Source organism: Streptomyces maremycinicus, from assembly GCF_001184025.1.
GTDB classification, from domain to species: domain Bacteria; phylum Actinomycetota; class Actinomycetes; order Streptomycetales; family Streptomycetaceae; genus Streptomyces; species Streptomyces maremycinicus.
This window is the reverse complement of sequence record NZ_BBYG01000016.1, coordinates 333,359-358,454: the sequence shown is the minus strand read 5'-3', so window position 1 is coordinate 358,454 and position 25,096 is coordinate 333,359. Positions and strand designations below refer to the sequence as shown.

The window sequence follows — 25,096 nt, the reverse complement described above, 5'->3', positions numbered from 1 at the left end:
GCGAGTCGGAAGACTCACCGGCATTCATGCCTCTGTGTCCGAGGGGGGACTTGAACCCCCACGCCCGATAAAGGGCACTAGCACCTCAAGCTAGCGCGTCTGCCATTCCGCCACCCGGACAAGGTGTCTGTCGTGCGGGGTTTACCCCGCGGCGACGTCGTAAACATTACCAGGCTTTCCGGGGTGCCCGATCACGGGCGGCCCGCCCGCCGGATGCCGCGTCCGGCGTGAACGGCGTGTGACGGGCCGGGACCGGCCTTGGGCGGGGAGCGGGGGAGAGGGAGGATGAGGGGGACCCACCAGCAGTGACAGCGGGAGGAACCAGCGTGAGCGCGACCGACGGCACGGCCACGAGCGTCACCGGCGAGGACGAGGTCGTCGACCTCTGCCGCGAGCTGATCCGGATCGACACCAGCAACTACGGCGACCACTCGGGCCCGGGTGAACGCAAGGCGGCCGAATGGGTCGCCGAGAAGCTCGCCGAAGTGGGACTCGAGCCGAAGATCTTCGAGTCGCACCCGGGCCGCGCCTCGACGGTGGCCCGCATCGAGGGCGAGGACCCGTCCCGGCCCGCGCTGCTCATCCACGGTCACCTCGACGTCGTACCGGCGAACGCCGTCGATTGGACCCACCACCCCTTCTCCGGCGAGGTCGCCGACGGATGCGTGTGGGGCCGGGGCGCGGTCGACATGAAGGACATGGACGCGATGACGCTGGCGGTCGTCCGCGACCGGCTGCGCTCCGGGCGCAAGCCGCCGCGCGACATCGTGCTCGCGTTCCTCGCCGACGAGGAGGCGGGCGGCACCTACGGCGCGCGTCACCTCGTCGACCACCACCCCGACCTCTTCGAGGGCGTCACCGAGGCCATCAGCGAGGTGGGCGGCTTCTCGTTCACCGTGAGCGAGGAGCGGCGGCTCTACCTCATCCAGACGGCCGAGAAGGGCATGCACTGGATGAAGCTGACCGTGGCCGGTACCGCCGGACACGGCTCGATGATCCACCGGGACAACGCGATCACCGAACTCTCCGAGGCGGTCGCGCGGCTCGGCCGGCACACCTTCCCGGTGCGGGTCACCAAGACGACCCGTGCCTTCCTCGACGAGCTCGGCGACGCGCTCGGCACCCCGCTGGACCCCGAGGACATGCAGTCGACCCTCGCCAGGCTGGGCGGGATCGCCAAGCTGATCGGCGCGACCCTGAGCAACACCGCCAACCCGACCCAGCTGGGGGCGGGCTACAAGGTCAACGTCATCCCGGGCGAGGCCACCGCACACGTCGACGGGCGGTTCCTGCCGGGGCACGAGGACGAGTTCCTCGCCGACCTCGACCGGATCCTCGGCCCGAAGGTGCGCCGCGAGGACGTGCACTCCGACAAGGCGCTGGAGACGTCCTTCGACGGGCCGCTGGTCGAGGCGATGCAGTCCGCGCTGCTCGCCGAGGACCCGACCGCGAAGGCCGTCCCCTACATGCTCTCCGGCGGCACGGACGCCAAGTCCTTCGACGACCTCGGCATCCGCGGCTTCGGGTTCGCCCCCCTGAAGCTGCCGCCGGAGCTGGACTTCGCCGGGATGTTCCACGGCGTGGACGAGCGGGTCCCGGTGGACGGGCTCCGGTTCGGGGTGCGCGTGCTCGACCGGTTCATCGACGCGTCCTGAGTCGTCCCGGTGCAACGAGATGTCACCGGGCGAAGACAATCGGCCGCCTGTACGGGCGCGACTGGGAAGAGTGAATGCGCCGATAAGCGCGTAGCCTCATTAATTCCCCCTCGTTACTGGTGATGCGATCCGCTGCTTGGGATCGCATTGCCAACAAGGAGGAATAATGATCAAGAAGGTCGTCGCTGCTGCGGCTGCCACTGGTGGGCTGGTTCTCGCGGGCGCGGGTCTGGCTGTTGCCGACGCGGGTGCCCAGGGTGCTGCCGTGCACTCCCCGGGTGTCGCCTCGGGCAACGTGATCCAGGTGCCCGTGCACATCCCGGTGAACGTCTGCGGCAACACGATCTCGGTGATCGGGCTGCTGAACCCCGCCTTCGGCAACACCTGCATCAACAAGTGACGTCGACCCGCTGAGGGGTCGTACGTCCACACCGTCGGCCCCGGAGCGCGAGCCATGCGCTCCGGGGCCGACCGGTCTTTTTCCGAAGGAAAAGCCGAAGAAATCGAAGAGCCCGGAACGAATCGAACAGCTGCCATGATGCGAGCGAATTCGGGACGAGTGCGAGATTGAAAGCAGGGATTCAGCAATGCGACAGGTCACCCGCAAAAGCCTTATGACCGTGGCGGCGGCGACGGGGGTGATCGCCGCCGCGGGCGGCTACGCCCACGCCGACTCCGGCGCGCACGGCGCGGCCACGGACTCGCCCGGCGTCCTGTCGGGCAACTCGGTGCAGGCGCCCGTCAACGTGCCGGTCAACGTCTGCGGCAACACCGTCGATGTCGTCGGGGCGCTCAACCCGACCTTCGGCAACTCCTGCGCCAACAAGGGCGGCGGCGCGCGGTCGGGCGGCTACGGCGGCCAGCGGGGCGGCGGCCACGGAGACCACCAGGGCGGTGGCTACGGCGACCACCAGGGCGGAGGCGGCCGGGGCGGCGACCACGGCGGGAACCACGGCGGCGGGCACCACGGCGGCTCCGGCGCGCAGGGCGGCTCCGGTGGCGCGCACGCGGGCGGGCACACCGGTGGATCACCCGGTGTCGGCTCCGGCAACCACGTCCAGGCGCCGATCGACGTGCCGGTCAACGTGTGCGGCAACAGCATCGACGTCGTCGGGATCCTCAACCCGTCCTTCGGCAACGACTGCGCCAACGACAGCGGCCCCCACACGCCGCCCTCCCGCGGTCACGAGACCCCGGGCAAGCCCGGAGAACACGGCCCCGGCAAGCCCGGCGGGCACGGTCAGTCCAGCCCGTCCCGGCCCGGGGGTGTGCCATCCACATCGGACCACGTGACCCCGGCCGGTTCCTCCGCCGTCCACCGGCCCGCCGCCCACGCCGCGCAACTCGCGCACACCGGCAGCGAGCTGCCGATGGGCCTCGTCCTGCCGGCCGGCGCGGGCGCCCTGCTCGCGGGCGCGGTGCTCTACCGCAAGGCACGCGCCGCCGCGTGAGCCCGCGGGGAGCTCACCGGTGAGCCCACGACGGAGCGGGCCCCGCCTCGGCGGGGCCCGCTCCGTATCCGTCGGCCCGTCTCACCACGTGGCCCGCACCTGGCGGATGATCCGCCGGCGCAACCGCACCCTGCGGCTGCCGTCACGCAGCAGGCTCAGGCGGTCCAACTCCCAGTGTCCGTACTCGGCATGGTCGGTCAGCAGTCGGGTCGCGTCCTTGCGGGAGACCCCGCGCGGTACGTAGACGTCGACAAATTCGTATTCCGGCATCGCATCTATTGTGCGGTCTGGGGTCCGGTACGGATAGCGTCTGCACTATGTCTGATGCTGCGCAGCCCACCGCTGCCGAGGTACGCGCCGCCGCCGAGGCGGTCAAGACCGCGCTCGACCGCCACCTGGCCGCGGTCGAACGCAGGACGGGGGAGGACGACCCGGCCGTCTACGAGGCGTTCAACGAGCTTGCCGCGGCCGCCGAGGTCTACGACGAACTGCTCTACGACCGCCATGACGAGGTCACGCCCTTCGAGATCCCCGGCGCGGAGGACTCCCTGCCGCCGTACGCGGGCCCCGAGGAGCCGAACGCGCTCAGTGTGCTGATCCGCCGCGACTACGCCGTCGTGGAGCCACCGCGCCTGCTGGCGCAGGCCCAGCGGATCGAGGCGGCCGACGGCGAAGGGGTGGGCGGGGCGGTCTCGGACACGGTGCACGGCGCGCTGGGCATTCTGTTCGGCGAGTTCGAGCCGGACGAGATCGCCTCCCGGCACAAGGAGTTCGGCCTGGAGGAGGGCGACTCCACGCTGTGGGTGCTGGCGGCCGACGAACCGGCGGACCCGGGCGAGTGGCTGGAGACACCCTTCGACCAGGTCGACCCGGGGCGGGTGGTCTGCCGCTTCGACGTGAGTTCGGTGTTCGACGAACTCGACGACGGGGACGACGCGGACGACGAGGACCTCGTGGACGACATCGAGGACGAGGACCTGGAGCCACTGGACGCGGACCGTTAGTCCCCGCGGCGGGAAGCGAACGGTCGGCGGCGCGAAGCCTCCGCGGATCCAGGACGGCGGCGGTCGCGAGGGAGCCCCTCGCGACCGCCGCCGTCCGCGTTCGGCCGTCCGCGTTCGGCCGTCCGCGTTCCGCGTTCCGCGTTTCCCGGCGTTATCCGGCCGCCGGGACCTGGGCGCGCAGCAGCACGGGCAGCCGGGTCGTGCGGGGCTTGGCCGGGACCTCGGCGACAGCCTTCGGCAGGACCTGCTCCACACCGTGCACCACGGACAGATGGCGCTCCGCCCGGCCGAACGCCGTGTACACCCAGGGGCGCGAGAGGACCTGTGCGGCGTCCCCGGGAAGGACCACGACCGCGGCGGGCCACCGGCCGCCCACGGCCTGGTGCGCGGTCAGCGCCCACCCGTGCCGTACGGCCTGCTCCACCCGCTCCCTGGGTACCATCACCGGGCCGTCGGCGCAGGACAGGTGCAGCCCCTCCGCGTCCGCCGACACCACCCGGCCGGGCACCGTACGGCCCGGCGCGGGCGAGTAGGCGATCCGGTCGCCGGGGTCGAAGCCGCCGAAGCGGCCGGGGCCGGGATTGAGCCGTTCCTTCAGGGCCGCGTTCAGCGCGCGGGTGCCGGCCGCGCCGCCGTGCCCCGGGGTGATCGCCACCGTCTCCTCGGGGGTGATCCCGAAGGCCCGCGGCACGGAGTCGGCGACGAGCTGCACGGTCCGGTGCACGGCCTCGCCGGCGTCCCGCACCGGCACGATCACGATCTCCTTGCCGGGCGCGTCGACCTGGTTCAGCTCGCCGATGCCGACGCCGGAGACGAGTTCGCCGATCGGCCCCGGGTCGGGTGCGCGCGAGGCGACCTGCGGGCACGCGCGCGCCGCGAGCAGGTCGGCGAAGACCCGGCCCGGGCCGGCCGACCACAGCACCGCCGGATCACCGCTGAGCACCAGCCGCGCCCCGTCCGGCAGCGACTCCGCCAGCATCGCGGCGCTCTCCACGTCCAGTTGCGGTGCGTCGAGCACGATCAGCAGGTCGAGCTCGAAGGCCCCGTCCGTGTCCCGCCCGGGCCCCTCGGTACCGGCCAGCAGACCGGGGACGGTGACGACCGTGCCGTCCGCCGCCTTCTCGCCGAGGAGAGCCGTGAACCGCTGCCGTCCGTCCGGCGTGTGACAGGCCGCGACCGCGCGCAGGCCCAGCGTCCGGGCCGCGGTGAGCAGCGCCGCCGGTTCGGCGCGGGAGGCGTCGCCGCCGGTGTGCAGTACCAGACCGTGGGCGGCGACGGCGCGCAGCAGCTCGGCCGTGCTGCCGGACGCCTCGGTCGTCACCGGCTCCCACGCCGCCGAGGTCTCCTTGGCGAGCGAGTTGACCACGCGGGCCAGCGCGTCGGCGAGGCTCTCCTCCGCCAGCGCGTACCGCTCGAGACCCACCAGGACACGGACCGGCCGGGCCTCCTCGGCGTCTTCCCCGCTCTCCTCCCCGCCGATCGCGCCGTCCCCGGCGCTCCCCTCGGGCCGACCGGCGGGCCGGGCGGTGTCCAGCGGGTCCAGGGCGTCCTGGAAGACGAGGGCCTCACCCTCGGCCAGCGCGCTCTGCACGGCCGCCTCGGCGTCCGGCACGGCCTGCCGGCCGAGGGCGGCGGTCAGCGTCGGCAGCTCCAGGGCGGTGTGCCCGGCCAGGGCGGCCTGTTCCAGCAGCCAGACGGTCACCGCGCGGCCGCGCCGTTCGTCGTCGGGGGCGCACTCCGGGCCGAGCAGCGCCCGCGCGAACCCGTCGGCCTGCTCGGGACGCACCCCGGGGACGCGCAGCAGCTGCCACGGGTCCTCGCGCAGCAGCTCCCCGGCACCCTCGCCGAGCGTGGCGGCGGCCTGCGGTGCGAGGGTCTCGGGCGCACCGCCGTCGGCGAGCGCACGCCGTACGTCCTCGACGGCTTCCGCCGCGGGCGCCGGTGCGGTGTCCGCCGTCGGCGCGGCGGCCATCGGCTGGGGACGGCGTACCGGCTCCGGGGCGGGTCGGCGCGGGGCGGGCGCCGGCTCGGCGAACACGGTGGCCGGGGGTTTCGCCCCGCTCTCCACCGCGCGCACCGCCGCCAGCAGGTCGGCGGCCCTGCCGCTCAGCTTGGTCCCGCTGGCGATGGGCTCCGCCTTCTCGGCGCGGCGCCGCTCGATCCGCTCCCGCTCGAGCTTCTGCGCGGCGAGCTCGGCCTGCGCCTCGGAAAGCTGCGCGGCGGCTTCGGCGGCGTCGGTCGTGCCCGCCCCTGTCCCCGCTTCTGCTGCCGACCCTGCTTCCGCTTCCGGAGCGGCGTCCGCTTCCGGGTCGGTGTCCGCTTCTGCTTCCGGGTCGGCGCCCCCGTCCGGGGCGGCCTCCGCTTCCCCTTCCGGGTCGGCGTCAGCGGCGAGCGTCTCCTCGCGCTCGTCCCCGCCCCGGTCGCTCGTCGGATCGCTGTCGGCAGGCTCCGGCTGTGCCGTCGCGGTGTCGTCCGGGGTCCCGGGCTCCCCGGCGGCGTCCGGCGTCGCCCGTCCGGCGTTCTCGGTGCTCTCCGGGGGAACCGACTCCGTGCTCACAGCGTGCTCCAGTCGTGATCGGGATAGCGGTGCACGGGCGCCGACACATCGTCGAGGGCCCGGCAGATCTCGTCAGGAAGACTAAGGGCCTCCACTGACAATGCGGCCGTGAGCTGCTGCGCGTTGCGCGCGCCGACGATCGGGGCGGCCACGCCGGGCCGGTCGCGGACCCAGGCGAGGGCGACCTGGAGCGGCGTCACCGCCAGTCCGTCCGCGGCGGTCGAGACGGCGTCCACGATGCGGCTCGCGGTGTCGTCGAGGTACGGCTCGACGAACAGCCCGAAGTGGTCCGAGGCGCCGCGCGAGTCGGGCGGCAGGGCGTCGCCGCGGTACTTGCCGGTGAGGACGCCGCGGCCCAGCGGCGAGGAGGGCAGCAGGCCTATGCCCAGGTCCAGGGCGGCGGGCAGCACCTCGCGCTCCACCCCGCGCTGGAGCAGCGAGTACTCCATCTGCGTCGCCGCGAGACGGGTCCGGGTGCCCGGTGCGGAGAGCTGCCAGGTGGCCGCCTTGGCGAGCTGCCAGCCGCAGAAGTTGGAGACCCCGACATAGCGTGCCCGGCCGCTGGTGACAGCGATGTCGAGGGCCTGGAGGGTCTCCTCCAGCGGGGTGTCGGGGTCGAAGGCGTGCACCTGCCACAGGTCGACGTGGTCCGTGCCCAGCCGGGCGAGTGAGGCGTCGAGGGCGGCCAGCAGGTGTCCCCGGGAGCCGTCGTAACGGCGGTCCGGGTCAGGGACGCTGCCCGCCTTCGTGGAGACGATCAGGTCCCGGCGCGGCACCAGGCCCTCCATCAGGCGTCCGAGCAGGTATTCGGCGTCCCCGTCGCCGTACACGTCGGCCGTGTCGACGAGGGTCCCGCCCGCCTCCCAGAACGTCTTCAGGACGTCCGCGGCGTCGTGCTCGTCGGTGTCGCGGCCCCAGGTCAGGGTGCCGAGCCCGATGCGGGACACACGCAGGCCGGTGCGGCCGAGATGCCTCTGCTCCATGAACGCCGAGATTACTGGCCATAACTGGGCAGTGGGTTGCCTGTGGATAACCGAATTTCCGCGACGGGGAGCCGAGTTCCGCAGGCCGGGACCCCGGATCGGCTCGGCGCGACCCTCGCCACACCGCACTCCCGGGCCCGCGGCCCCCGCGCTATGGTCTCCGCAACAGCGTCGTTACTGATCAGTAAGGGGAATCGGCCATGCAGCTCGGGATCAACCTCGGCTACTGGGGTGCCGGAATGGACGGCGACAACCTCGCCGTCGCCCAGGAGGCCGACCGCCTCGGATACGCCGTCTGCTGGGCCGCCGAGGCCTACGGATCCGACGCGGCCACCGTCCTCACCTGGGTGGCCGCGCAGACCGAGCGCATCGACGTCGGCTCGGCGATCTTCCAGATCCCGGCCCGCCAGCCGGCGATGACCGCGATGACCGCCGCCACCCTCGACTCGCTCTCCGGCGGCCGTTTCCGCCTCGGCCTCGGCGTCTCCGGCCCGCAGGTCTCCGAGGGCTGGTACGGCGTCAAGTTCGACAAGCCGCTGTCCCGCACCCGGGAGTACGTGGAGATCGTCCGCAAGGCGATGACGCGGGAGCGGCTGTCGTACGACGGCGAGCACTGGACGCTGCCGCTGCCGGGCGGGCCGGGCAAGCCGATCAAGCTGACCGTGCACCCGGAGCGCGAGCACATCCCGCTGTACATCGCCGCGATCGGCCCGAAGAACCTGGAGCAGACCGGCGAGATCGCCGACGGCGCCCTGCTCATCTTCCCGTCCGCCGAGCACCTCGAGGACACCGCGATCAGGCATCTGCGGGCCGGACGCGAGAAGGCCGGCAAGACCCTGGACGGCTTCGACGTCTGCCCGACGCTGCCGCTCGCCCTCGGCGACGACAAGGACGTCGAGCGGCTCGCCGACACCTTCCGTCCCTACACCGCCCTGTACGTCGGCGGTATGGGCAGCCGCAAGCAGAACTTCTACAACCAGCTCGCGCGGCGCATGGGCTACGAGGCGGCCGCCGACGAGATCCAGGACAAGTACCTGTCCGGTGACAAGCAGGGCGCCGCGGCCGCCGTACCGCACGAGCTGATCGACCGGACCACGCTGCTGGGCTCGGTGGAGCGGATCGCCGACCGGATGAAGGCCTACGCGGCGGCGCGTGTCACCACGCTCACCCTCGCTCCGGCCGGCTTCACCCTGGACGAGCGTCTCGCCTCGCTGCGGGCCGGCTCGGAGGCCATCGAGCTCGCCGGCCTGGGCTAGCCGGCCTGGGCTGGCCGGCCCGGGATCCCGGCCCGGGGATTCCCGGGAGTTCAGCGGCCGTGGTGGGGGCTCGGGGGTCTTCCCCGCCACGGCCGTCACGCGGAACAACGCGCCACACGGCGCGCGGTTACGCTCGCGGGCCGACTCCCGGGGTCCCTCTTCTGGCGGAGTTGTCCGACACAGCTGTTGCAGTGCCTCCCGTGCCGCATTTGACTCGTTCCTTGCGGAATGCTGCGGAATCCTGCGCGATGCGGAGAGGTGCCCCACGATGCTTTCGGCCAAGAGTCTGTTCCAGGAGATCATCGACAACGACGAGTCCTTCGCGCTGTTCTGTTCCATCGCCGCCGGCGGGGAGTCGCAGGGAGGCTGGGAGAACGGCCGGATCGCCGCGCTCGTTCCGCAGAGCGAGCACCACCTCGCTCCCAAGATCGCCCGGCACGGCGCCGACGAGGACAAGCACGGGCGGATCTTCAACGCCCTGATGCGCAAGCGCGGGCTCGCCCCGGTGCCCGTCCCGCGCGACACCGACTACACGATGCTCCTGGAGCGCGCCGGCATCGGCCTCGCGCACGACCGGCTCCGGGCCGACCATCCGCTGACCGTGCACGACATCGTCACCTACCTCGCCCACAGCCGGGTCACCGAGCAGCGGGCCTCCGAGCAGATGGAGCTGCTGCGGCGGCACTTCGGCGACCACCCCGACCTCGGCCGCGCGGTCAAGATGATCTCGAACGACGAGGACAACCACCTCGCCTACTGCCACGAGGAGCTGCTGCGTCTCGCCCGCGCGGGACACGGCCGCGCCATCCAGCAGACGCTCCGCTCGTGCGCGCTCGCCGAGATCCGGATCTACCGCGACGTGAGCCTTGCCGTCATGGCCCACATGGGGGACATCCTCGGCTGGCCGAGGGCCAGGTCGGCGCTCCTCGCGGCCGGCATCCACGCCGTGTACGCGTGGGAGCGGTTCGCCGGCTGGCGGCGGATGGTCTCCCTGGAGATGCCCGAGCGCCGCGACGCGCTCGGCGGTCCGGCGGTCACGGCTCCCGAGTTCGCCTGAGCCCTGAACCCTGAGCCCTGAACCTTGAGCTCGGACCCCGGACCCCGCGCTCCGGCCGCGAGCCCGGACCGAAGCGCACGCCCGGAGCGCACGCCCGCGGCGCACGCCCGGGCCCGAGCGCACGGCCCGCGCAGCGTACCTAGAGCCAGCCGCGGTGCTTGAACAACCGGTACAACAGCACCTCGAGCACGGCCATCAGCGCGATCACCGCCGGATACGACCACACCCAGTGCAGCTCCGGCATGTGCTCGAAGTTCATCCCGTAGATCCCCGCGATCATCGTGGGGATCGCGGCCATCGCCGCCCACGCCGAGATCTTCCGCATGTCGTCGTTCTGCCGGACGCTCATCTGCGCCAGGTGCGCCGAGAGGATGTCGGTGACCAGCCGGTCCAGCCCTTCCACGGACTCGTTCACCCGCGTGAGGTGGTCGCTGACGTCACGGAAGAAGGGCCGCGCCCGCTCGTCCACGAAGGGCACCTCAGGTACGGCCGCGCTGGTGCCCGCCAGCCGGATCAGCGGCGGCGCCAGCGGACCGGTGGCCCGGCGGAACTCCAGGATCTGACGCTTGAACCGGTAGATCCGCGACGCGGTGTTCCGTGTGCCGCCGCCGTCCGGTGAGAACACCTCGGCCTCCAGCTCCTCCAGGTCCGTCTGGAGCTCCGTGGCCACGTCCAGGTAGTGGTCCACCGTGGCGTCGGCGATCGCGTACACCACGGCCGTGGGGCCCTTGGCCAGCAGCTGCGGCTCGTGCTCGAGCCGGTGCCGAACGGCGGCCAGCGGCGCGCCCTCGCCGTGCCGGACGGTCACCGCGAAGCCGTCACCGAGGAAGACCATCACCTCACCGGAGGAGACCGAGTCGCTCTCGGCCTCGTAGACGACCGGCTTGAACACCACGAAGAGCGAGTCGTCGTAGATCTCCAGCTTGGGCCGCTGGTGGGCTTTCAGGGCGTCCTCGACGGCCAGTGGGTGCAGACCGAACTCGTGCGTGACGTGGTCGAACTCCTTCTCCGTGGGCTCGTGCAGCCCGATCCACACGAAACCGCCCGCGGCCCGTGCCTCGGCCAGGGCGTCCGAGAAGTCCTCCGGGCCCCGCGTCCGGTGCCCGTCACGGTAGACAGCGCAGTCGACGATCACTCGGCGGATTCTCCCTTCGGACGCTCACCGGCGCACGCCCGGGTACGCCTACCCTGGGCCGCATGCCCACGTTGATCCTCGTCCGGCACGGCCGGTCCACCGCCAACACCTCCGGACTGCTCGCCGGCCGGACCCCCGGCGTCGCCCTCGACGAGCGCGGAGCCGCGCAGGCCGCCGCCCTGCCCGGGCGGCTCGACGCGCTGCCCCTCGCCGAGGTCGTCGCAAGCCCCCTCCAGCGCTGCCAGGAGACGGTCCGGCCGCTCCTGGACGCCCGCCCAGGGCTGCGCGTCCACACCGACGAGCGGATCGGGGAGTGCGACTACGGCGACTGGTCCGGACGCAAACTCGCCGAACTGACGGACGAACCCCTGATGGAGGTCGTGCAGGCGCACCCCTCGGCCGCCGCGTTCCCCGGCGGCGAGTCCATGCGGGCCATGCAGACCCGCGCCGCCGAGGCGGTACGGGAGTGGAACGCGCGCGTGGAGCGCGACCACGGCGCCGACGCCGTCTATCTCATGTGTTCGCACGGCGACATCATCAAGTCGCTCGTGGCGGACGCCCTCGGGCTTCATCTCGACCTCTTCCAGCGGATCTCCGTGGAACCGTGTTCCGTGACCGCGATCCGTTACACCCGGCTGCGCCCCTTTCTCGTGCGCCTCGGCGACACCGGCGACTTCGCGTCGCTGGCCCCGCGCGAGGAGCCGCCGGCCGGGGACGCGACGGTCGGGGGTGGTGCGGGCGCACCGTGATCGTCGGCCGCAGTAGGGTGAAGCGGTCCGCAAACGCGCGCGTACCCGCAGGGACGTTCCCCCACTCGTTCCCCGGCCCACGATGACCCACGATTCCCATGGAGACAGGACGTGTCCCGTCAGGTGTTCCTCTACGACCCCCCGGACCGCTTCGTGGCCGGTACGGTCGGACTGCCCGGGCGCCGGACCTTCTTCCTCCAGGCCACCGCCGGCCCCCGGGTGACCAGCGTGGCCCTGGAGAAGACACAGGTCGCCGCGCTCGCCGAGCGCATGGACGAACTGCTGGACGAGGTCGTGCGCCGAAGCGGCGGCAGTGCCCCCGTGCCCGCGATGTCGCCCGCCGAGAACACCGACACGGCTCCCCTCGACACGCCGATCGAGGAGGAGTTCCGGGTCGGCACGATGGCCCTCGCCTGGGACGGCGAGGAACAGCGCATGATCGTCGAGGCGCAGGCCCTCGTGGAGCTCGACGCGGACTCCGAGGAGGACCTCGCCGAGGCCGAGGAGAAGCTTCTCCAGGACGAGGAGAACGGGCCCCCGATGCTGCGGGTCCGGCTCACCGGCGCGCAGGCGCGGGCCTTCGCCAAACGCGCCCTCGACGTCGTCAACGCGGGCCGGCCGCCGTGTCCGCTGTGCAGTCTGCCGCTCGACCCGGAAGGACACGTATGTCCGCGCCAGAACGGATACCGCCGGGGGGCGTGACGACCACCGACCCGGCCGCCGCCGAACTCCTCGCGCGCGGCGAGCTCACCGTCCGCGGGCGCATCCGCGACGCCTCGAACGCGGCCCTGTACTGCACCGTCGCGCACGAGGGCCGCGAAGCCGCCTGCGTCTACAAGCCCGTCGCCGGGGAGCGGCCGCTGTGGGACTTCCCCGACGGCACCCTCGCCCAGCGCGAGGTCGCCGCCTACGAGGTCTCCGAGGCGACCGGCTGGGGCCTCGTGCCGCCCACCGTGCTGCGCGACGGTCCGTACGGCGAGGGCATGTGCCAGCTGTGGATCGAGACGGCCCCGGAGGCCGAACTGCTCGCCCTGGTGGACGGGGAGGAACCCGGGCCGGGCTGGCGGGCGATCGGCTTCGCCGAGGCCGGCGAGGGCCGCACCGCGCTGCTCGTGCACGCCGACGACGAACGGCTGCGCCGGCTCGCCGTCCTCGACGCGGTGATCAACAACGCCGACCGCAAGGGCGGCCATCTGCTGCCCACCGCCGACGGCCGGCTGTACGGCATCGACCACGGCGTCACCTTCAACGCCGAGAACAAGCTGCGCACCCTCCTGTGGGGCTGGGCGGGGGAGCCGCTGACCGGTGAGGCCGTCGACGTGCTCAAGGGCCTCAGAGGCGCCCTGGAACCCGACGGGCGGCTGGCGCTCACCCTGGCCGCGCTCCTCACCCCCGCCGAGGTCGACGCCACGCGCGCGCGTGCCGAGGCGCTGCTGGCGGCCGGGAAGCACCCGGAGCCGAGCGGCGAGTGGCCGGCCATCCCCTGGCCCCCGGTCTGACCGCCCCGCACGGGCGGCACGCATAACGGGCCGCATCGCACAAGAGGGCCTTCCCGGCCATCTGGCCTGCTCCGGTTCGTATACGCAACTTCCGTCCGGTTAGGCTCATGACATGCATGCCTGGCCCGCTTCCGAGGTCCCCGCCCTGCCTGGTCAGGGCCGCGACCTGAGGATCCACGACACCGCGACCGGCGGCTTGGTCTCCCTCGACCCCGGTCCCGTCGCCCGTATCTACGTCTGCGGCATCACGCCGTACGACGCGACCCACATCGGTCACGCGGCGACCTACAACGCGTTCGACCTCGTTCAGCGCGTGTGGCTCGACACCAAGCGGCAGGTTCACTACGTCCAGAACGTCACCGACGTCGACGACCCGCTCCTGGAGCGGGCCGAACGCGACGGCGTCGACTGGGTCGCCCTCGCCGAGAAGGAGACGGCGCTCTTCCGCGAGGACATGACGGCCCTGCGGATGCTGCCGCCGCGGCACTACATAGGTGCCGTCGAGGCGATACCCGGCATCGTTCCGCTCGTCGAGCGGCTGCGGGACGCCGGCGCCGCCTACGAGCTCGACGGCGACGTCTACTTCTCCGTCGGGTCGGACCCGAACTTCGGCCGGGTCTCGGGCCTGGACGCGGCCGCCATGCGGCTGCTCTCCGCCGAACGCGGCGGCGACCCGGACCGCCCCGGCAAGAAGAACCCGCTCGACCCGATGCTCTGGATGGCCGCCCGCGAGGGCGAGCCCAGCTGGGACGGCGGCTCGCTCGGCCGCGGCCGGCCGGGCTGGCACATCGAGTGCGTGGCCATCGCCCTCGACCACCTCGGGATGGGCTTCGACGTGCAGGGCGGCGGCTCCGACCTCGCCTTCCCGCACCACGAGATGGGCGCCTCCCACGCCCAGGTCCTGACCGGCGAGTTCCCCATGGCCCAGGCGTACGTGCACGCCGGCATGGTCGCCCTGGACGGCGAGAAGATGTCCAAGTCCCGTGGCAACCTCGTCTTCGTCTCGAAGCTGCGCCAGGACGGCGTGGACCCCGCCGCGATCCGGCTCACCCTGCTCGCCCACCACTACCGGGCCGACTGGGAGTGGACCGACCAGGTCCTCACCGACGCGCAGGCCAGGCTCGGACGCTGGAGGGCCGCCGTCTCCCGGCCGGACGGGCCGCCCGCCGAGGCGCTCGTCGAGGAGATCCGCGAGGCGCTCGGCAACGACCTCGACGCCCCGGCCGCGCTGGCCGCCGTCGACCGCTGGGCCGCCCTCCAGCAGGAGCACGGCGGTACGGACATCGGCGCCCCCGGCGTCGTCTCACGGGCCGTGGACGCCCTGCTCGGCGTGGCGCTGTAGCCGTAGGCGCCCGTACACCGGGTACGACGAGGGGCGGTGCGCCGACGCGCACCGCCCCTCGTCGTACCCCTGTCCGCCCGCCGTGCTAGTCCTCCGAGGAATCGCTGTCGTCGGAGGCGTCGCCGCTCGGCTTCGGCGGCTTCGGGGGCCGGGTCCGCTCCCCGGGGTCCGGCGGACCGCCGCCGTCCCGCCGCCGCAGATAGCGCTCGAACTCGCGGGCGATCGCCTCGCCCGACGCCTCCGGCAGCTCCGCGGTGTCCCGCGCCTCCTCCAGCGTCTGCACGTACTCGGCGACCTCGGAGTCCTCGGCGGCCAGCTGGTCCACGCCCACCTGCCAGGCACGCGCGTCCTCGGGCAGCTCGCCCAGCGGGATGCGCACGTCGATCAGGTCCTCCAGGCGGTTGAGGAGGGCCAGTGTCGCCTTCGGGTTCGGCGGCTGCGAGACGTAGTGCGGCACGGCCGCCCAGAGGCTGACCGCGGGCACCCCCGCGTGCGTGCACGCCTCCTGGAGGACACCGACGATGCCCGTGGGCCCCTCGTACTTGGTCTCCTCCAGGTCCATCCGCTGCGCCAGGTCCGCGTCGGACGTGGTCCCGCTGATCGGCACCGGACGCGTGTGCGGGGTGTCACCGAGCAGGGCGCCCAGGATCACCACCAGCTCCACGCCCAGCTCGTGCGCGAAGCCCAGCAGCTCGTTGCAGAACGAGCGCCACCGCATGGACGGTTCGATGCCGCGGACGAGCACCAGGTCGCGTGGCTTCTCGCCGCCCACCCGCACCACCGACAACCTTGTCGTCGGCCACGTGATCTTGCGCACGCCGGCGTCCATCCACACCGTGGGGCGGTTCACCTGGAAGTCGTAGTAGTCCTCGGCGTCCAGCGCCGCGAACACCTCGCCCTTCCACTCCCGCTCCAGGTGCCCGACCGCGGTGGAGGCGGCGTCGCCGGCATCGTTCCAGCCCTCGAACGCGGCCACCATGACCGGGTCGATCAGCTCGGGAACCCCCTCGAGCTCGATCACCCAGCGCCTCCTTCCGACGTGCCCTCGCTTGACCACCCAACCTTACGGCGTTCCGCGGGGGCGCTCGCAGCCCCCTTGTACGGGGGAGTGAACGGATCACTGCCCCGATCGCCACCCCCGAACACCCCTTGCCGGAACCGACTCACGGCACCGGCACACAGGCGGTACACAGGGCGGACGTGCCGCGGACCCCCAGGGCCGAGCGCGGTCCGACTCACAGGGTCGAGCGCAGCCACTGTTCCACGCTCGCGATGTGCACCGTCGCCCACGACCGCGCCGCCTCCGCGTCCCGGTCGCGCAGGGCCGCCAGGATCGCCCGGTGTTCGCGCAGCGTGCCGGCGACCGCGTCCTCCTGGGTCAGGCCGCGCCAGATCCGGGCCCGGGTGGTGGGCCCGGACAGCCCGTCGAGCAGCGAGCAGAGCACCGAGTTGCCGGCGCTCTGCACGATGCCGCGGTGGAACTCCAGGTCCCCTGCGACCAGTTCCTCCACCGAGGGATCGGCGCCGAGCTTGTCCAACTGGGCTTCGAGCGCGTCCAGTTGCTGCTCGCTGATGCGCAGGGCGGCCATCGCCGTGGCGGCCGGCTCCAGGATGCGGCGCACGGCCAGGAACTCCAGGACCGTGTCGTCGCGGTGGAAGTCGACGACGAAACTCAGCGCCTCGAGGAGCAGTTGGGGATCGAGACTGGTGACATAGGTGCCGTCGCCCTGCCGCACGTCCAGGATCCGGATCAGCGACAGGGCGCGCACCGCCTCCCGCAGGGAGTTGCGGGACAGCCCCAGGTCGGCGGCCAGCTCGCTCTCCTTGGGCAGCCGGTCCCCGGGGCGCAGCGCACCCGAGACGATCATGCCCTTGATCTTCTCGATCGCCTCATCGGTGACTGCCACGACCGGCCTCCCTGTTCGCCCGGACAACGGACCCGGACATCAGCTCCGGATGCCGGATCCACCTGTCGGATCCGGATTCCCGGATCCGGATGTCGTCGGATCAGACATCGGATGTCTCAGGGTCATTATGGGGGCAGATCAGAGCAGTGCCTCCAGTTCCGCGATCACGGCCCGCTCGTCGACCGTGGTCAGCTCCCGGTCCCGCATCAGCACCCGCCCGTCGACGACGGTGTCCCGCACGTCCGAGGGGTGAGCCGCGTACGCCAGCGTCGACCACGGGTCGTGGCGCGGCCGCAGATGCGGCGCCGCGAGGTCCAGGACGACCAGGTCGGCCCGCTTGCCCGCCTCCAGCGAACCGAGCTGCTCGCCGAGCCCGAGCGCCCGCGCGCCCTCGATCGTCGCCATCCGTACGGCCTGCTCGGCGCCGACGGCCGTCGGATCGCCCGCCGCCTTGTGCACCAGCGCCGCCTGCCGTACGGCACCCAGCAGGTCCAGCGAGTTGGAGCTGACGGCGCCGTCCGTGCCCAGGCCCACCGTCACGCCCGCGCTCAGCAGCCGCGGCACGGGAGCGATGCCGCAGCCCAGCTTCAGGTTCGACACCGGACAGTGGGCGACGGCCGTGCCGGTGCGGGCCAGCGCCACGATCTCGAGCGCGGTCAGGTCGACGGCGTGCGCGAGCAGCACGTCCGGGCCGAGCAGCCCGAGGGAGTCCAGCAGCTCCACCGGCCGCTTCCCGTGCCGCACCTCGACGGTGGCGACCTCGGTGGCGTTCTCGGCCGCGTGGATGTGCACCAGCGCACCGAACTCCCGGGCCAGCGCGAAGACTTCGGTGAGCTGCTCGGGAGAGAGGGTGTACGCCGAGTGCGCGAAGACGACCGGCCGGTGCCCGGACCGGGCGGGCCCGCGGGCCTCGAGGTCGCGCCGCGCCCACCCGAGCCGTTCCTCGTAGGCGATGCCGTCCGGCGGCCCGGGCACGTCCATGAAGGTGGGGCCGGTGTGCAGCCGCCAGCCCGCCTCGCGGGCCGCCCGTTCGGCCGCCTCGTGGAACCAGTACATGTCCAGCGCCGAGGTCACCCCGGCCCGCAGGCTCTCGGCGACCGCCAGCCGCACCGCCGCCGCCACGTTCTCCGGCGCCAGCAGCTCCGCCTCCCACTTCAGGACCCGTTCCAGGAAACCCTGGAGGGTGACGTCGTCGGCGCGGCCGCGCAGCAGCGTCATCGCGAGGTGGGTGTGCGTGTTGATCAGTCCGGGAAGGACGAGGCACCCGGCGGCGTCGATCTCCTCCGCGGCGGTGTAGCGCTCGCGCAGCTCGTCGGCCGGTCCCACGGCGAGGATCCCGCCCTCGTGGACCGCGACCGCCCCGCCCGGGACGACGGTTCCGGCGTCGTCCACCGTCAGGACGTCGCCGCCGTGCACCAGCAGGTCGATGCTCACGCCTGCTCCCCTTCCGCCTCGGCGAGCAGCCGCAGCGCCTCGAGCGAGACCACCGCTCCCCGTTCGACACCGGCGGCGACGACCTCGCGGTGCGGGTCGTAGCCGCCCGTGGCCTCCTCGTCGACCAGTTCGTCGGCGTTCGCCCCGTCGATCACCAGCACGCCGCCCGCGACCAGGCCGCGCAGCGAGGCCGTGACCAGCAGCGCGGACAGCTCCATCTCGATGGCGGCGAGCCCGGCGCCGTCGTAGGAGAACAGCGGGAGCAGTCCCGGCTGGAAGGCGGCCCGGGTCCACACGAGGCCCCGGTGGTGCGGGGCGCCGGCCTCGCGGGCCGCGCGCTGGAGGGCGAGGACCGCCTCGGGCGCCGACACCGCCGGGTACTCCGGGGGCAGCAGCTGATGGGTGACGCCGTCGTCGCGGACGGCCGCCTCCGCGATGACGAGGTCGCCGTCGCCGATGCCCGGCTTCATGGCGCCCGCCGTGCCGAACCGCAGGAAGGTGCGCACGCCGGCCTCGGCCAGCTCCTGGAACAGCAGGATCGCGCCCGGCGCGCCCACCCCGTGCGAGGCGACGACGACCGGCAGACCCTTCCAGCTTCCGCTGAACACCCGGTACTCGCGGTGGTACGAGACCTCCTCTGCGCCGTCGAGCAGCGCGGCGACGGCCGCGGCGCGGGCCGGGTCGCCGACGACCACGGCGTGCGCCGGGAGACCGGTGCGCGGGATGCGGGTGACGGGCAGCAGATCCTGCGTCATTGGACGGCTCCGGTGGTACGGGGGCGGCGACGGCGGCGGGCCGTCGTGAGGAACAGGGCGCCCAGGGTGACGACATAGGGCGCGGCGTCGGTCGCCTGCTGCGGCAGGCCGAGACCCTGGAGGCGGAACCCGGCCGCTTCGGCGAGCCCGAACAGCAGCGCGGCGAGCAGGACACCCAGGGGCGCGGCGCGGCCCAGCATGACGGCCACGACAGCGATCCAACCACGGCCCGCCGTCATGTTCTCCGTGAACAACGTGACGTTTCCGAGGGCGAGCTGGGCGCCCGCGAGTCCGCACAGCACTCCCGACAGCAGGATCGCGCCGTACTGGTACTTGGCCGGGCTCACCCCGAGGGTGGCCGCCGCGTCGGGCGCCTCGCCGACCCCGCGCAGCCGGAGCCCCCACACATGCCGCGACAGCAGCAGGGCGGCGACCGCCACCGCCGCCCACGACAGGTACGCGAGCGGGGTGAACCCACCGATCAGCGGCAGCCCGGCCAGGGACGGATCGTCGAAGGTGCCCTGCACGCCGAAGACCGTGCGCAGCAGGAAGCTGGTCAGGCCGACGGCCAACAGGTTCATGGCGATGCCGAGGACCACCGCGTCCCCGCGCAGGGTGACCGCGCCCACCGCCAGGACCAGCGAGTACGCGGCCGCCGCGAGGGCCGCCGCCAGGACGCCCAGCCAAGGGCTGCCGGTGAACCAGCTGGTCGCCACCGAGGTGAAGCAGCCCATCAGCATCATGCCCTCGAGGCCGATGTTGAAGACCCCGGCCCGTTCGCACAGGGCGCCGCCGAGGGCCGCCAGCAGGATCGGGGTGAGCGCGCGCAGCGCCGACATGAGGAGATCGGAGTCGAGGAACATCACACCGCCCCGCTTTCCCGCGTGCGGCGGGTGAAGGCGAACCAGCGGCCGGGGAAGCGCAGCCGGGCCGCGAGGAACACGATCACGATCGCCTGGAGCACCTGGGTCAGTTCGCGCGGCACCTCGGTGGTGCGCTCCATCGCCAGTCCGCCGACCTGGAGGACGGCGAAGAAGAACGCGGCGACCACCGTGCCGAGCGGGGCCGCCGCGGCGAGCAGGGCCGCCGTGAGGCCGGTCCAGGTGTAGCCGGGAGCGGTCAGCGAGCCGTCCACGAAGCGATAGGGGAAGCTCAGCACCCCGATGGCGCCCACGAGTCCGGCGAGGCCCCCGGAGAGCGCCATCAGCCTCAGGGTCAGGCCCCGGCGCTCGACGCCCGCGTACGCGGAGAAGCGGGGGTTGAGGCCCGTCATGCGGATCTCGTAGCCGACGGCGGTGCGCCGGTCGGTGAACCAGTACGCGGCGGCGGCGATCGCGACCAGGACGAGCCCGAGGGTGACCGTGGAGTCGCCGAACGCGGGCAGCGCCACCCCGTCCGGCAGCGCACGGGTCTGGGGCAGGCTGGAGCCCGGCTCCTTGAGCGGGTAGCGCGCCAGGTAGGAGGCGAGCGACACCGCCGGGTAGCTCAGCAGCAGGCTGCTGACCAGCAGCGGCACCCCGAGGCGGTTCTCGCACAGGGCGGCGAGGACGGCGTATCCGGCGCCCGCAGCCATACCGGCCAGCAGGGCCAGCACGACGGTGAGGGGGGCGGGGAGCGGCGAGTACAGACCGGTCACCGCCGCGGTGATCCCGCCGAGCACCATCTGCCCGTCACCGCCGAGGTTGATGAGCCCGGCCCGCAGCGGGATCGCCAGCGCGAGCGCCAGACCGAGCACACTGGTGCCGGTGGTCAGGGTCGAGCCGATGCCGTCGGCGCCGAGCGCGCCGGTCACCACGGCCTCGTAGGCCGCGATCGGGTCCGCGCCGGTGCCGAGCAGGAACAGCGCGCCGATGACGAGGCCCGCGAGGACGGAGAAGGTGAGGGGGGAGCGCAGGGCTCCGGATATCCGTGTCATGTCTGTGCGCTCATGTCAGGGCTCATGTCAGGGTGCTCATGTCAGGGTGCTCATGTCTGTGGGCTCAGGTCCGTGGGCTCGTGTCCGGGGGCTCGCTCAGGTCCGTGGACTCGTGTCCGGGGGCTCGTGTTCGTGCGTGGCCTCCGCGGGGGCGCCCGCCATCGCGAGGCCCAGGGTCCGCTCGTCCGCCTCCTCCTTGGCGTACGAGGCCGCGACCCGGCCCTCGTACAGGACGAGCACCCGGTCCGCGAGGCCGCGGATCTCGCTCAGCTCGGCCGACACGAGGAGGACGGCGTGACCGGCGTCGCGGTAGGCGATCAGCTGGTCGTGGATGTTCTGGATGGCGCCGATGTCGACGCCCCGGGTCGGCTGCTCGACCAGCAACAGCGGTGCCTCATGGGCCAGTTCGCGGCCGATGAGCAGCTTCTGGAGATTGCCGCCGGACAGCGCGGAGGCGGGCACCTCGGTGGTCGCCGCCTTGATGCCGAAGCGCTCGACGAGCCGCCGGGCGTGGGCGCGGACGGCCGCCGGCGGCAGCAGGCCGCGGGTGGACAGGGTGGTGCGGTGGTGGCCCATCGCCAGGTTGTCCGCGACCGAGGCGGCGGGGGCCGTACCGACGGCGTGCCGGTCCTCGGGGACGTACGCGAGCCCCTTCAGACGCCGCTCGGTTGCCGAGGCGTGGGTGATGTCGGCGCCCAGGAGCGTGACCCGTCCGGCGGCGACCGGACGCAGTCCGGCCAGCGCCTCGACCAGCTTGCTCTGGCCGTTCCCCGCGACCCCCGCGACACCGACGATCTCCCCGGCGTGGACACTGAGGTCCACATCGTGGACGGAGTCGGTGCTGAACCCGGTGACCCGCAGAACCGCCTCACCGGGCGTTCCCGGTGCGTGGACGCGGTCCAGTTCCACCGCGCGGCCGGTCATCGCGGCGGCGATCTCGTCGGCCGTGGTGTCGGAGGTGACCAGCCGGGCGGCGACCCGGCCGTCCCGCAGCACGGTCACCCGGTCGCTGCCCTCGAGCACCTCGCGCAGCTTGTGGGTGACCAGGACGACCGTACGGCCCCGCGCGGTCAGCGACTTGAGCACGCCGAACAGGCTGTCCGCCTCGGCCGGGGTGAGCACCGCCGTCGGCTCGTCGAGGATCAGCGTCCGGGCGCCCCGGTGCAACAGCTTGAGGATCTCCACGCGCTGGCGCAGGCCGACCGGCAGATCGCCCACCCGGGCTTCGGGATCGACGGCCAGCCCGTGCTCGTCGGCGAGTTCGCGCACCCGGCGGCGGGCCGCGGCGCGGTCCACCAGACCGAAGCGGCGCGGCTCGGCGGCGTAGACGACGTTCTCGGCGACCGTCAGCGAGTCGAACAGCTTGAAGCTCTGGTGGACCATGCCGAGCCCCGCGGCCATGGCGTCGGAGGGGCTGGTGAAGCGCACCTCCCGCCCGTCGATCCGGATCGACCCGGCGTCGGCGCGCTCCATGCCGTAGAGGACCGACATCAGGGTGGACTTGCCCGCGCCGTTCTCGCCCATCAGGGCGTGGATCTCGCCGTGCCGGACGGTCAGGTCGACGGCGTCGTTGGCGAGCGTGCCGGGGAACCGCTTGGTGATCCCCCGGAGCTCGACGGCGAAGTTCTCAGGAGGCGGCGGGGTCATCGACCTTCAGCTCTCCGGAGACGATCTGGTCGCGCAGCGCCTCGACCTTCGTCAGCACGTCCTTGTGGTCGGCGATCACGCACTTCGACGTGTCCACACCGTCCTCCAGGCCGGTCAGGCTGATGCCGCCCTCCTTGAGGCCGTACGAGACGGTCGTGCCGGTCGTGCCGCCGAGCACCGTCTCGATGCCCTTCTCGACCGCGATGTCCGTGCGCTTGATCACGTTGTCGACGACCGTGCCGGGCGCCGAGGCGCACTGGTTGACGTCGACGCCGTAGGCGAACGCGCCCTTTGCCTTCGCGGCCTCGAAGACGCCGTAGTTGCCGGCCGCGGCGGCCGCCATGATCTGGTCGTAGCCCTTGGCGAGCAGGGTGTTCGCCTGCTCCTTGGCGCGGGCCGAGTCGTCGAAGGGGGACTGGCCGCCGACGAAGCGGGTGGAGGTCTCCGTCTTCGCGGCTACCTTCTCGGCGCCGGCCGCGAACGGGTCGCTGTAGCGGCGGAACTGGGGCGTGTCGAGCACGTCGACCGCGCCGACCTTGCCGGACTTGCTCAGCAGCCCCGCCTCGGCGCCGGCCAGGTAGACGCCCTCGTGCTCGCGGAAGACCGCGCAACTGACGTTCTTGAAGGTCTTGGTGGTGCACGCGTCGATGATCAGGAACTGCTGGCCCGGGTTCTTCTCGGCCTGCTGGGCCACGAGGTCGGCGAACTCGAAGCCGACGAGGACGACGACGTCCGGCTCGGCGTCCACCGCGGCCTGCACGTTCTGCTGTTGGGAGGCGGTGTCGGTGGACTCGTAGACCTTCTGGGTCCCGTCGTGCTGCTTCGCCGCGCTCTTGACGCCGGTCACCGCGAGCTTCAGGAACTCGTTCTGGCCGACGGCGTCGGGGGTGACGAGCGTGAAGGACTTGCCGCTGCCGCCGGTCGCGGCGGAGGCGGAGTCGTCCTTCTCCGCGGCCGCGTTGCAGGCGGTGGCGAGGAGCACGGTGCCGGTCGCGAGGGCGGCGAGCTGCGCGGAGCGGCGGTGTCTGCGGGGCATCGGGGAACCTTCCGGGTATGCCGAGAGACGCATCACGATGCTGGAGTGCGCGCGCACGGCGGAGTGAGTTGAGCGACGGTGCTCGGTGCGGCAGAGGCCGCGGGGGAGGGCCGAGGGGACGGACTCAGCCGCGACAGCCGTCGCCGGCGCAGCGGCCGAAGTCGAGGAAGCGGCGCCTGGTGAGCAGCGGCATGCGTTCCCCCTTCGTCTCGTTCTGCGGGATGCTGGTATCGCCCTGCGGATGCAGGTGCTGGACTCTAACACTCGTTTCCGGACATCCGTCGGGGTGTCTCGAACTGTGGTTCGCCCGCTGTTCCTCAAGGGTTCTTCGAGGTCATGTACGGTGTCGAACACCAATGGAACACCAGGAGCGTCCCGTTATGTCCGAGGAACTGCGCGCCGTCGAGTGGACCGGAACCGGCCTCGCGCTGATCGACCAGACCGCCCTGCCGCACCGCACCGCGACCGTCGAAGTCCACGATGTGGACACTCTGGTCGACGCGATCCGGCGGCTGGTCGTCCGCGGCGCCCCCGCGATCGGCGCGGCCGGCGCCTACGGAGTGGCGATCGCGCTGCTGGAGGGTGAACGCGAGGGCTGGACGGCCGACGAGACGCGCAAGGCAGTCGCCCGCGTCCGCGAGGCCCGTCCGACCGCCGTGAACCTCATGGTGTGCGTGGACCGGGTCATGACCCGCTTCGACGAGGGGCTCGACGCGGTCCTGGCCGAGGCGGCCGCGGTCCAGCGCGAGGACGTCGAGGCGAACCGCGCGATGGGCGCGTTCGGCGCGGACTGGCTGCTGGAGCGGGTCGGCGCGGACCGCCCGCTGCGTATCCTGACGCACTGCAACACCGGCGCGCTGGCCACCGCGGGCTGGGGCACCGCCCTCGGCGTCATCCGTGAACTGCACGCGCGCGGACGCCTCGAGCTGGTCTACGCCGACGAGACCCGCCCGCTGCTCCAGGGCTCCCGCCTGACCGCCTGGGAGCTGGTCCACGAGGGCATCGCGCACTTCGTCCAGGCCGACGGGGCCGCCGCCGGCACCATCCTGCGCGGCGAGGTCGACGCGGCGATCGTGGGCGCCGACCGCATCGCGGCCAACGGCGACACCGCCAACAAGGTCGGCACCGTGGGGATCGCCCTCGCCTGCGCCGACGCCGGCATCCCGTTCCTGGTCGCGGCGCCCACCACCACGGTCGATCTCGCGACACCGGACGGCTCCGCCATCCACATCGAACTCCGCGGCGAGGACGAGGTGCTGGAGTGGGGCGGGGTGCGGACGGCGCCCGCCGGGTCGCGCGGCCACAACCCGGCCTTCGACGTCACCCCGGGCCGGCTGGTGACGGGCCTGGTCACCGAGCGGGGCGTACTGGAGGTCTCCACGGGGGAGCTGCCGGGGGACCGGCTGCGCTGAGCCCACCGGCGACGCGGAGCCCACCGGCAACGCGGAGCCCACCGGCAACGCGCACGCACCTGCCACGCGGTGCGCCCGCCGCGCGCAACCCACCGCCACGGTGCGCGCCCGGCTCGCGGAACCCGCCGCCACGCGGTGCGCGCCCGGCTCGCGGAACCCGCCGCCACGCGGTGCGCGCCCGGCTCGCGGAACCCGCCGCCACGCCGTGTGCGCCCGCCGTGCCGGACACACCGAGGGCCACGGTCGGCCGACCGTGGCCCTCGGTGTGTCCCGTGCCCCTCGCGGGCGGCGCCCGTTCCTCG

At 72.9% G+C, this 25,096-nt stretch carries 23 protein-coding genes and 1 tRNA gene; 11 read left to right on the top strand and 13 right to left on the bottom strand.

Annotated elements, in window-relative coordinates:
* Window positions 1-35: 35 nt before the first annotated feature.
* A tRNA-Leu gene (locus tag AOQ37_RS24875) sits at window positions 36-120 on the bottom strand.
* Window positions 121-326: 206 nt separating this feature from the next.
* On the opposite strand from AOQ37_RS24875, the gene AOQ37_RS24870 reads away from it, so the two are divergent.
* The 3 genes from AOQ37_RS24870 to AOQ37_RS41950 all read left to right on the top strand — a co-directional run bounded on the left by AOQ37_RS24870 (window position 327) and on the right by AOQ37_RS41950 (window position 3,106).
* Window positions 327-1,655 (top strand): M20/M25/M40 family metallo-hydrolase, encoded by a 1,329-nt coding sequence (locus AOQ37_RS24870; RefSeq protein ID WP_062647014.1) that lies wholly within the window; start codon window positions 327-329, stop codon window positions 1,653-1,655.
* A gap of 166 nt (window positions 1,656-1,821) precedes the next feature.
* The gene (gene chpH, locus AOQ37_RS24865) at window positions 1,822-2,055 is read left to right on the top strand and encodes a chaplin ChpH (protein ID WP_062647013.1); all 234 of its coding nucleotides are present in this window, start codon (window positions 1,822-1,824) and stop codon (window positions 2,053-2,055) included.
* Window positions 2,056-2,242: 187 nt separating this feature from the next.
* Window positions 2,243-3,106 carry a chaplin gene (locus tag AOQ37_RS41950; protein ID WP_062647011.1) on the top strand — a complete coding sequence of 288 codons (864 nt, stop codon included), beginning with the start codon at window positions 2,243-2,245 and terminating at the stop codon, window positions 3,104-3,106.
* Between the two features lie 81 nt (window positions 3,107-3,187).
* On the opposite strand, the gene AOQ37_RS24855 is transcribed toward AOQ37_RS41950, so the two are convergent.
* Window positions 3,188-3,376, bottom strand: coding sequence for a DUF5703 family protein (locus tag AOQ37_RS24855; RefSeq protein ID WP_005485166.1), 189 nt, complete (start codon window positions 3,374-3,376; stop codon window positions 3,188-3,190).
* A gap of 47 nt (window positions 3,377-3,423) precedes the next feature.
* Between AOQ37_RS24855 and AOQ37_RS24850 the strand changes: the two genes are divergently transcribed.
* Entirely contained in the window at window positions 3,424-4,110 is a 687-nt protein-coding gene (locus tag AOQ37_RS24850) for a hypothetical protein (RefSeq protein ID WP_062647009.1), read from the top strand.
* Between the two features lie 151 nt (window positions 4,111-4,261).
* Here the strand turns inward: AOQ37_RS24850 and AOQ37_RS24845 are convergent, their stop codons facing one another.
* Together AOQ37_RS24845 and AOQ37_RS24840 are read right to left on the bottom strand one after the other, a co-directional pair.
* Entirely contained in the window at window positions 4,262-6,667 is a 2,406-nt protein-coding gene (locus tag AOQ37_RS24845) for an ATP-dependent DNA helicase (protein ID WP_062647007.1), read from the bottom strand.
* Window positions 6,664-7,650 (bottom strand): aldo/keto reductase, encoded by a 987-nt coding sequence (locus AOQ37_RS24840; protein WP_062647005.1) that lies wholly within the window; start codon window positions 7,648-7,650, stop codon window positions 6,664-6,666. The genes AOQ37_RS24845 and AOQ37_RS24840 overlap by 4 nt, the downstream gene beginning before the upstream one ends.
* Before the next feature lie 200 nt (window positions 7,651-7,850).
* On the opposite strand from AOQ37_RS24840, the gene AOQ37_RS24835 reads away from it, so the two are divergent.
* Window positions 7,851-8,906, top strand: a complete 1,056-nt coding sequence (locus AOQ37_RS24835; protein ID WP_062647004.1) for an LLM class F420-dependent oxidoreductase — start codon at window positions 7,851-7,853, stop codon at window positions 8,904-8,906.
* Between the two features lie 268 nt (window positions 8,907-9,174).
* The gene (locus AOQ37_RS24830) at window positions 9,175-9,963 is read left to right on the top strand and encodes a ferritin family protein (protein ID WP_062647002.1); all 789 of its coding nucleotides are present in this window, start codon (window positions 9,175-9,177) and stop codon (window positions 9,961-9,963) included.
* Window positions 9,964-10,102: 139 nt separating this feature from the next.
* Here the strand turns inward: AOQ37_RS24830 and corA are convergent, their stop codons facing one another.
* The gene (gene corA / locus AOQ37_RS24825; RefSeq protein WP_062647001.1) at window positions 10,103-11,098 is read right to left on the bottom strand and encodes a magnesium/cobalt transporter CorA; all 996 of its coding nucleotides are present in this window, start codon (window positions 11,096-11,098) and stop codon (window positions 10,103-10,105) included.
* A 62-nt stretch (window positions 11,099-11,160) separates the two neighbouring features.
* Here corA and AOQ37_RS24820 point away from each other — a divergent pair, with 62 nt between their 5' ends.
* From AOQ37_RS24820 to mshC, 4 genes are all read left to right on the top strand, one after another.
* A complete protein-coding gene (locus AOQ37_RS24820; protein ID WP_062646999.1) occupies window positions 11,161-11,847 on the top strand; it encodes a histidine phosphatase family protein in 687 nt (228 codons plus the stop codon).
* A 111-nt stretch (window positions 11,848-11,958) separates the two neighbouring features.
* A complete protein-coding gene (locus AOQ37_RS24815; RefSeq protein ID WP_062646997.1) occupies window positions 11,959-12,549 on the top strand; it encodes an Rv2134c family protein in 591 nt (196 codons plus the stop codon).
* The gene (locus tag AOQ37_RS24810) at window positions 12,513-13,346 is read left to right on the top strand and encodes an Rv2133c family protein (protein ID WP_107085286.1); all 834 of its coding nucleotides are present in this window, start codon (window positions 12,513-12,515) and stop codon (window positions 13,344-13,346) included. The genes AOQ37_RS24815 and AOQ37_RS24810 overlap by 37 nt, the downstream gene beginning before the upstream one ends.
* 112 nt (window positions 13,347-13,458) lie before the next feature.
* The gene (gene mshC, locus AOQ37_RS24805; protein WP_062646993.1) at window positions 13,459-14,688 is read left to right on the top strand and encodes a cysteine--1-D-myo-inosityl 2-amino-2-deoxy-alpha-D-glucopyranoside ligase; all 1,230 of its coding nucleotides are present in this window, start codon (window positions 13,459-13,461) and stop codon (window positions 14,686-14,688) included.
* 85 nt (window positions 14,689-14,773) lie between these two features.
* Here mshC and AOQ37_RS24800 read toward each other — a convergent pair whose 3' ends face one another.
* The 8 genes from AOQ37_RS24800 to AOQ37_RS24765 form a co-directional block, all read right to left on the bottom strand.
* Complete coding sequence (locus AOQ37_RS24800; RefSeq protein WP_062646991.1) at window positions 14,774-15,709, bottom strand: PAC2 family protein; 936 nt, start codon at window positions 15,707-15,709, stop codon at window positions 14,774-14,776.
* A 214-nt stretch (window positions 15,710-15,923) separates the two neighbouring features.
* The gene (locus AOQ37_RS24795) at window positions 15,924-16,595 is read right to left on the bottom strand and encodes a FadR/GntR family transcriptional regulator (RefSeq protein WP_062646990.1); all 672 of its coding nucleotides are present in this window, start codon (window positions 16,593-16,595) and stop codon (window positions 15,924-15,926) included.
* A 138-nt stretch (window positions 16,596-16,733) separates the two neighbouring features.
* Window positions 16,734-18,029: an amidohydrolase gene (locus AOQ37_RS24790; protein ID WP_062646988.1), complete on the bottom strand. Its 1,296-nt coding sequence runs from the start codon at window positions 18,027-18,029 to the stop codon at window positions 16,734-16,736.
* Window positions 18,026-18,784 (bottom strand): nucleoside phosphorylase, encoded by a 759-nt coding sequence (locus AOQ37_RS24785; RefSeq protein WP_062646987.1) that lies wholly within the window; start codon window positions 18,782-18,784, stop codon window positions 18,026-18,028. Before AOQ37_RS24785 ends, AOQ37_RS24790 begins: the two co-directional genes overlap by 4 nt.
* A complete protein-coding gene (locus AOQ37_RS24780) occupies window positions 18,781-19,647 on the bottom strand; it encodes an ABC transporter permease (protein ID WP_078890338.1) in 867 nt (288 codons plus the stop codon). Before AOQ37_RS24780 ends, AOQ37_RS24785 begins: the two co-directional genes overlap by 4 nt.
* A complete protein-coding gene (locus tag AOQ37_RS24775; protein ID WP_062646985.1) occupies window positions 19,647-20,699 on the bottom strand; it encodes an ABC transporter permease in 1,053 nt (350 codons plus the stop codon). The genes AOQ37_RS24780 and AOQ37_RS24775 overlap by 1 nt, the downstream gene beginning before the upstream one ends.
* Window positions 20,700-20,795: 96 nt before the next feature.
* Entirely contained in the window at window positions 20,796-22,346 is a 1,551-nt protein-coding gene (locus tag AOQ37_RS24770) for an ABC transporter ATP-binding protein (RefSeq protein WP_062646983.1), read from the bottom strand.
* The gene (locus AOQ37_RS24765) at window positions 22,327-23,382 is read right to left on the bottom strand and encodes a BMP family ABC transporter substrate-binding protein (RefSeq protein WP_062646979.1); all 1,056 of its coding nucleotides are present in this window, start codon (window positions 23,380-23,382) and stop codon (window positions 22,327-22,329) included. The genes AOQ37_RS24770 and AOQ37_RS24765 overlap by 20 nt, the downstream gene beginning before the upstream one ends.
* A 380-nt stretch (window positions 23,383-23,762) precedes the next feature.
* On the opposite strand from AOQ37_RS24765, the gene mtnA reads away from it, so the two are divergent.
* On the top strand, window positions 23,763-24,794 hold the full coding sequence (mtnA, locus tag AOQ37_RS24760) for an S-methyl-5-thioribose-1-phosphate isomerase (protein WP_062646977.1): 1,032 nt from the start codon (window positions 23,763-23,765) through the stop codon (window positions 24,792-24,794).
* Window positions 24,795-25,096 lie beyond the last annotated feature (302 nt).

What these genes read in the sequence shown, in the direction of transcription:
- chpH (WP_062647013.1), top strand. Translation starts at nt 1,822, where the DNA reads ATGATCAAGAAGGTCGTCGCTGCTGCGGCTGCCACTGGTGGGCTGGTT.
- AOQ37_RS41950 (WP_062647011.1), top strand. Translation starts at nt 2,243, where the DNA reads ATGCGACAGGTCACCCGCAAAAGCCTTATGACCGTGGCGGCGGCGACG.
- AOQ37_RS24855 (WP_005485166.1), bottom strand. Translation starts at nt 3,376, where the DNA reads ATGCCGGAATACGAATTTGTCGACGTCTACGTACCGCGCGGGGTCTCC.
- AOQ37_RS24850 (WP_062647009.1), top strand. Translation starts at nt 3,424, where the DNA reads ATGTCTGATGCTGCGCAGCCCACCGCTGCCGAGGTACGCGCCGCCGCC.
- AOQ37_RS24840 (WP_062647005.1), bottom strand. Translation starts at nt 7,650, where the DNA reads ATGGAGCAGAGGCATCTCGGCCGCACCGGCCTGCGTGTGTCCCGCATC.
- AOQ37_RS24835 (WP_062647004.1), top strand. Translation starts at nt 7,851, where the DNA reads ATGCAGCTCGGGATCAACCTCGGCTACTGGGGTGCCGGAATGGACGGC.
- AOQ37_RS24830 (WP_062647002.1), top strand. Translation starts at nt 9,175, where the DNA reads ATGCTTTCGGCCAAGAGTCTGTTCCAGGAGATCATCGACAACGACGAG.
- AOQ37_RS24820 (WP_062646999.1), top strand. Translation starts at nt 11,161, where the DNA reads ATGCCCACGTTGATCCTCGTCCGGCACGGCCGGTCCACCGCCAACACC.
- AOQ37_RS24810 (WP_107085286.1), top strand. Translation starts at nt 12,513, where the DNA reads ATGTCCGCGCCAGAACGGATACCGCCGGGGGGCGTGACGACCACCGAC.
- mshC (WP_062646993.1), top strand. Translation starts at nt 13,459, where the DNA reads ATGCATGCCTGGCCCGCTTCCGAGGTCCCCGCCCTGCCTGGTCAGGGC.
- AOQ37_RS24785 (WP_062646987.1), bottom strand. Translation starts at nt 18,784, where the DNA reads ATGACGCAGGATCTGCTGCCCGTCACCCGCATCCCGCGCACCGGTCTC.
- AOQ37_RS24780 (WP_078890338.1), bottom strand. Translation starts at nt 19,647, where the DNA reads ATGTTCCTCGACTCCGATCTCCTCATGTCGGCGCTGCGCGCGCTCACC.
- AOQ37_RS24775 (WP_062646985.1), bottom strand. Translation starts at nt 20,699, where the DNA reads ATGACACGGATATCCGGAGCCCTGCGCTCCCCCCTCACCTTCTCCGTC.
- AOQ37_RS24770 (WP_062646983.1), bottom strand. Translation starts at nt 22,346, where the DNA reads ATGACCCCGCCGCCTCCTGAGAACTTCGCCGTCGAGCTCCGGGGGATC.
- AOQ37_RS24765 (WP_062646979.1), bottom strand. Translation starts at nt 23,382, where the DNA reads ATGCCCCGCAGACACCGCCGCTCCGCGCAGCTCGCCGCCCTCGCGACC.
- mtnA (WP_062646977.1), top strand. Translation starts at nt 23,763, where the DNA reads ATGTCCGAGGAACTGCGCGCCGTCGAGTGGACCGGAACCGGCCTCGCG.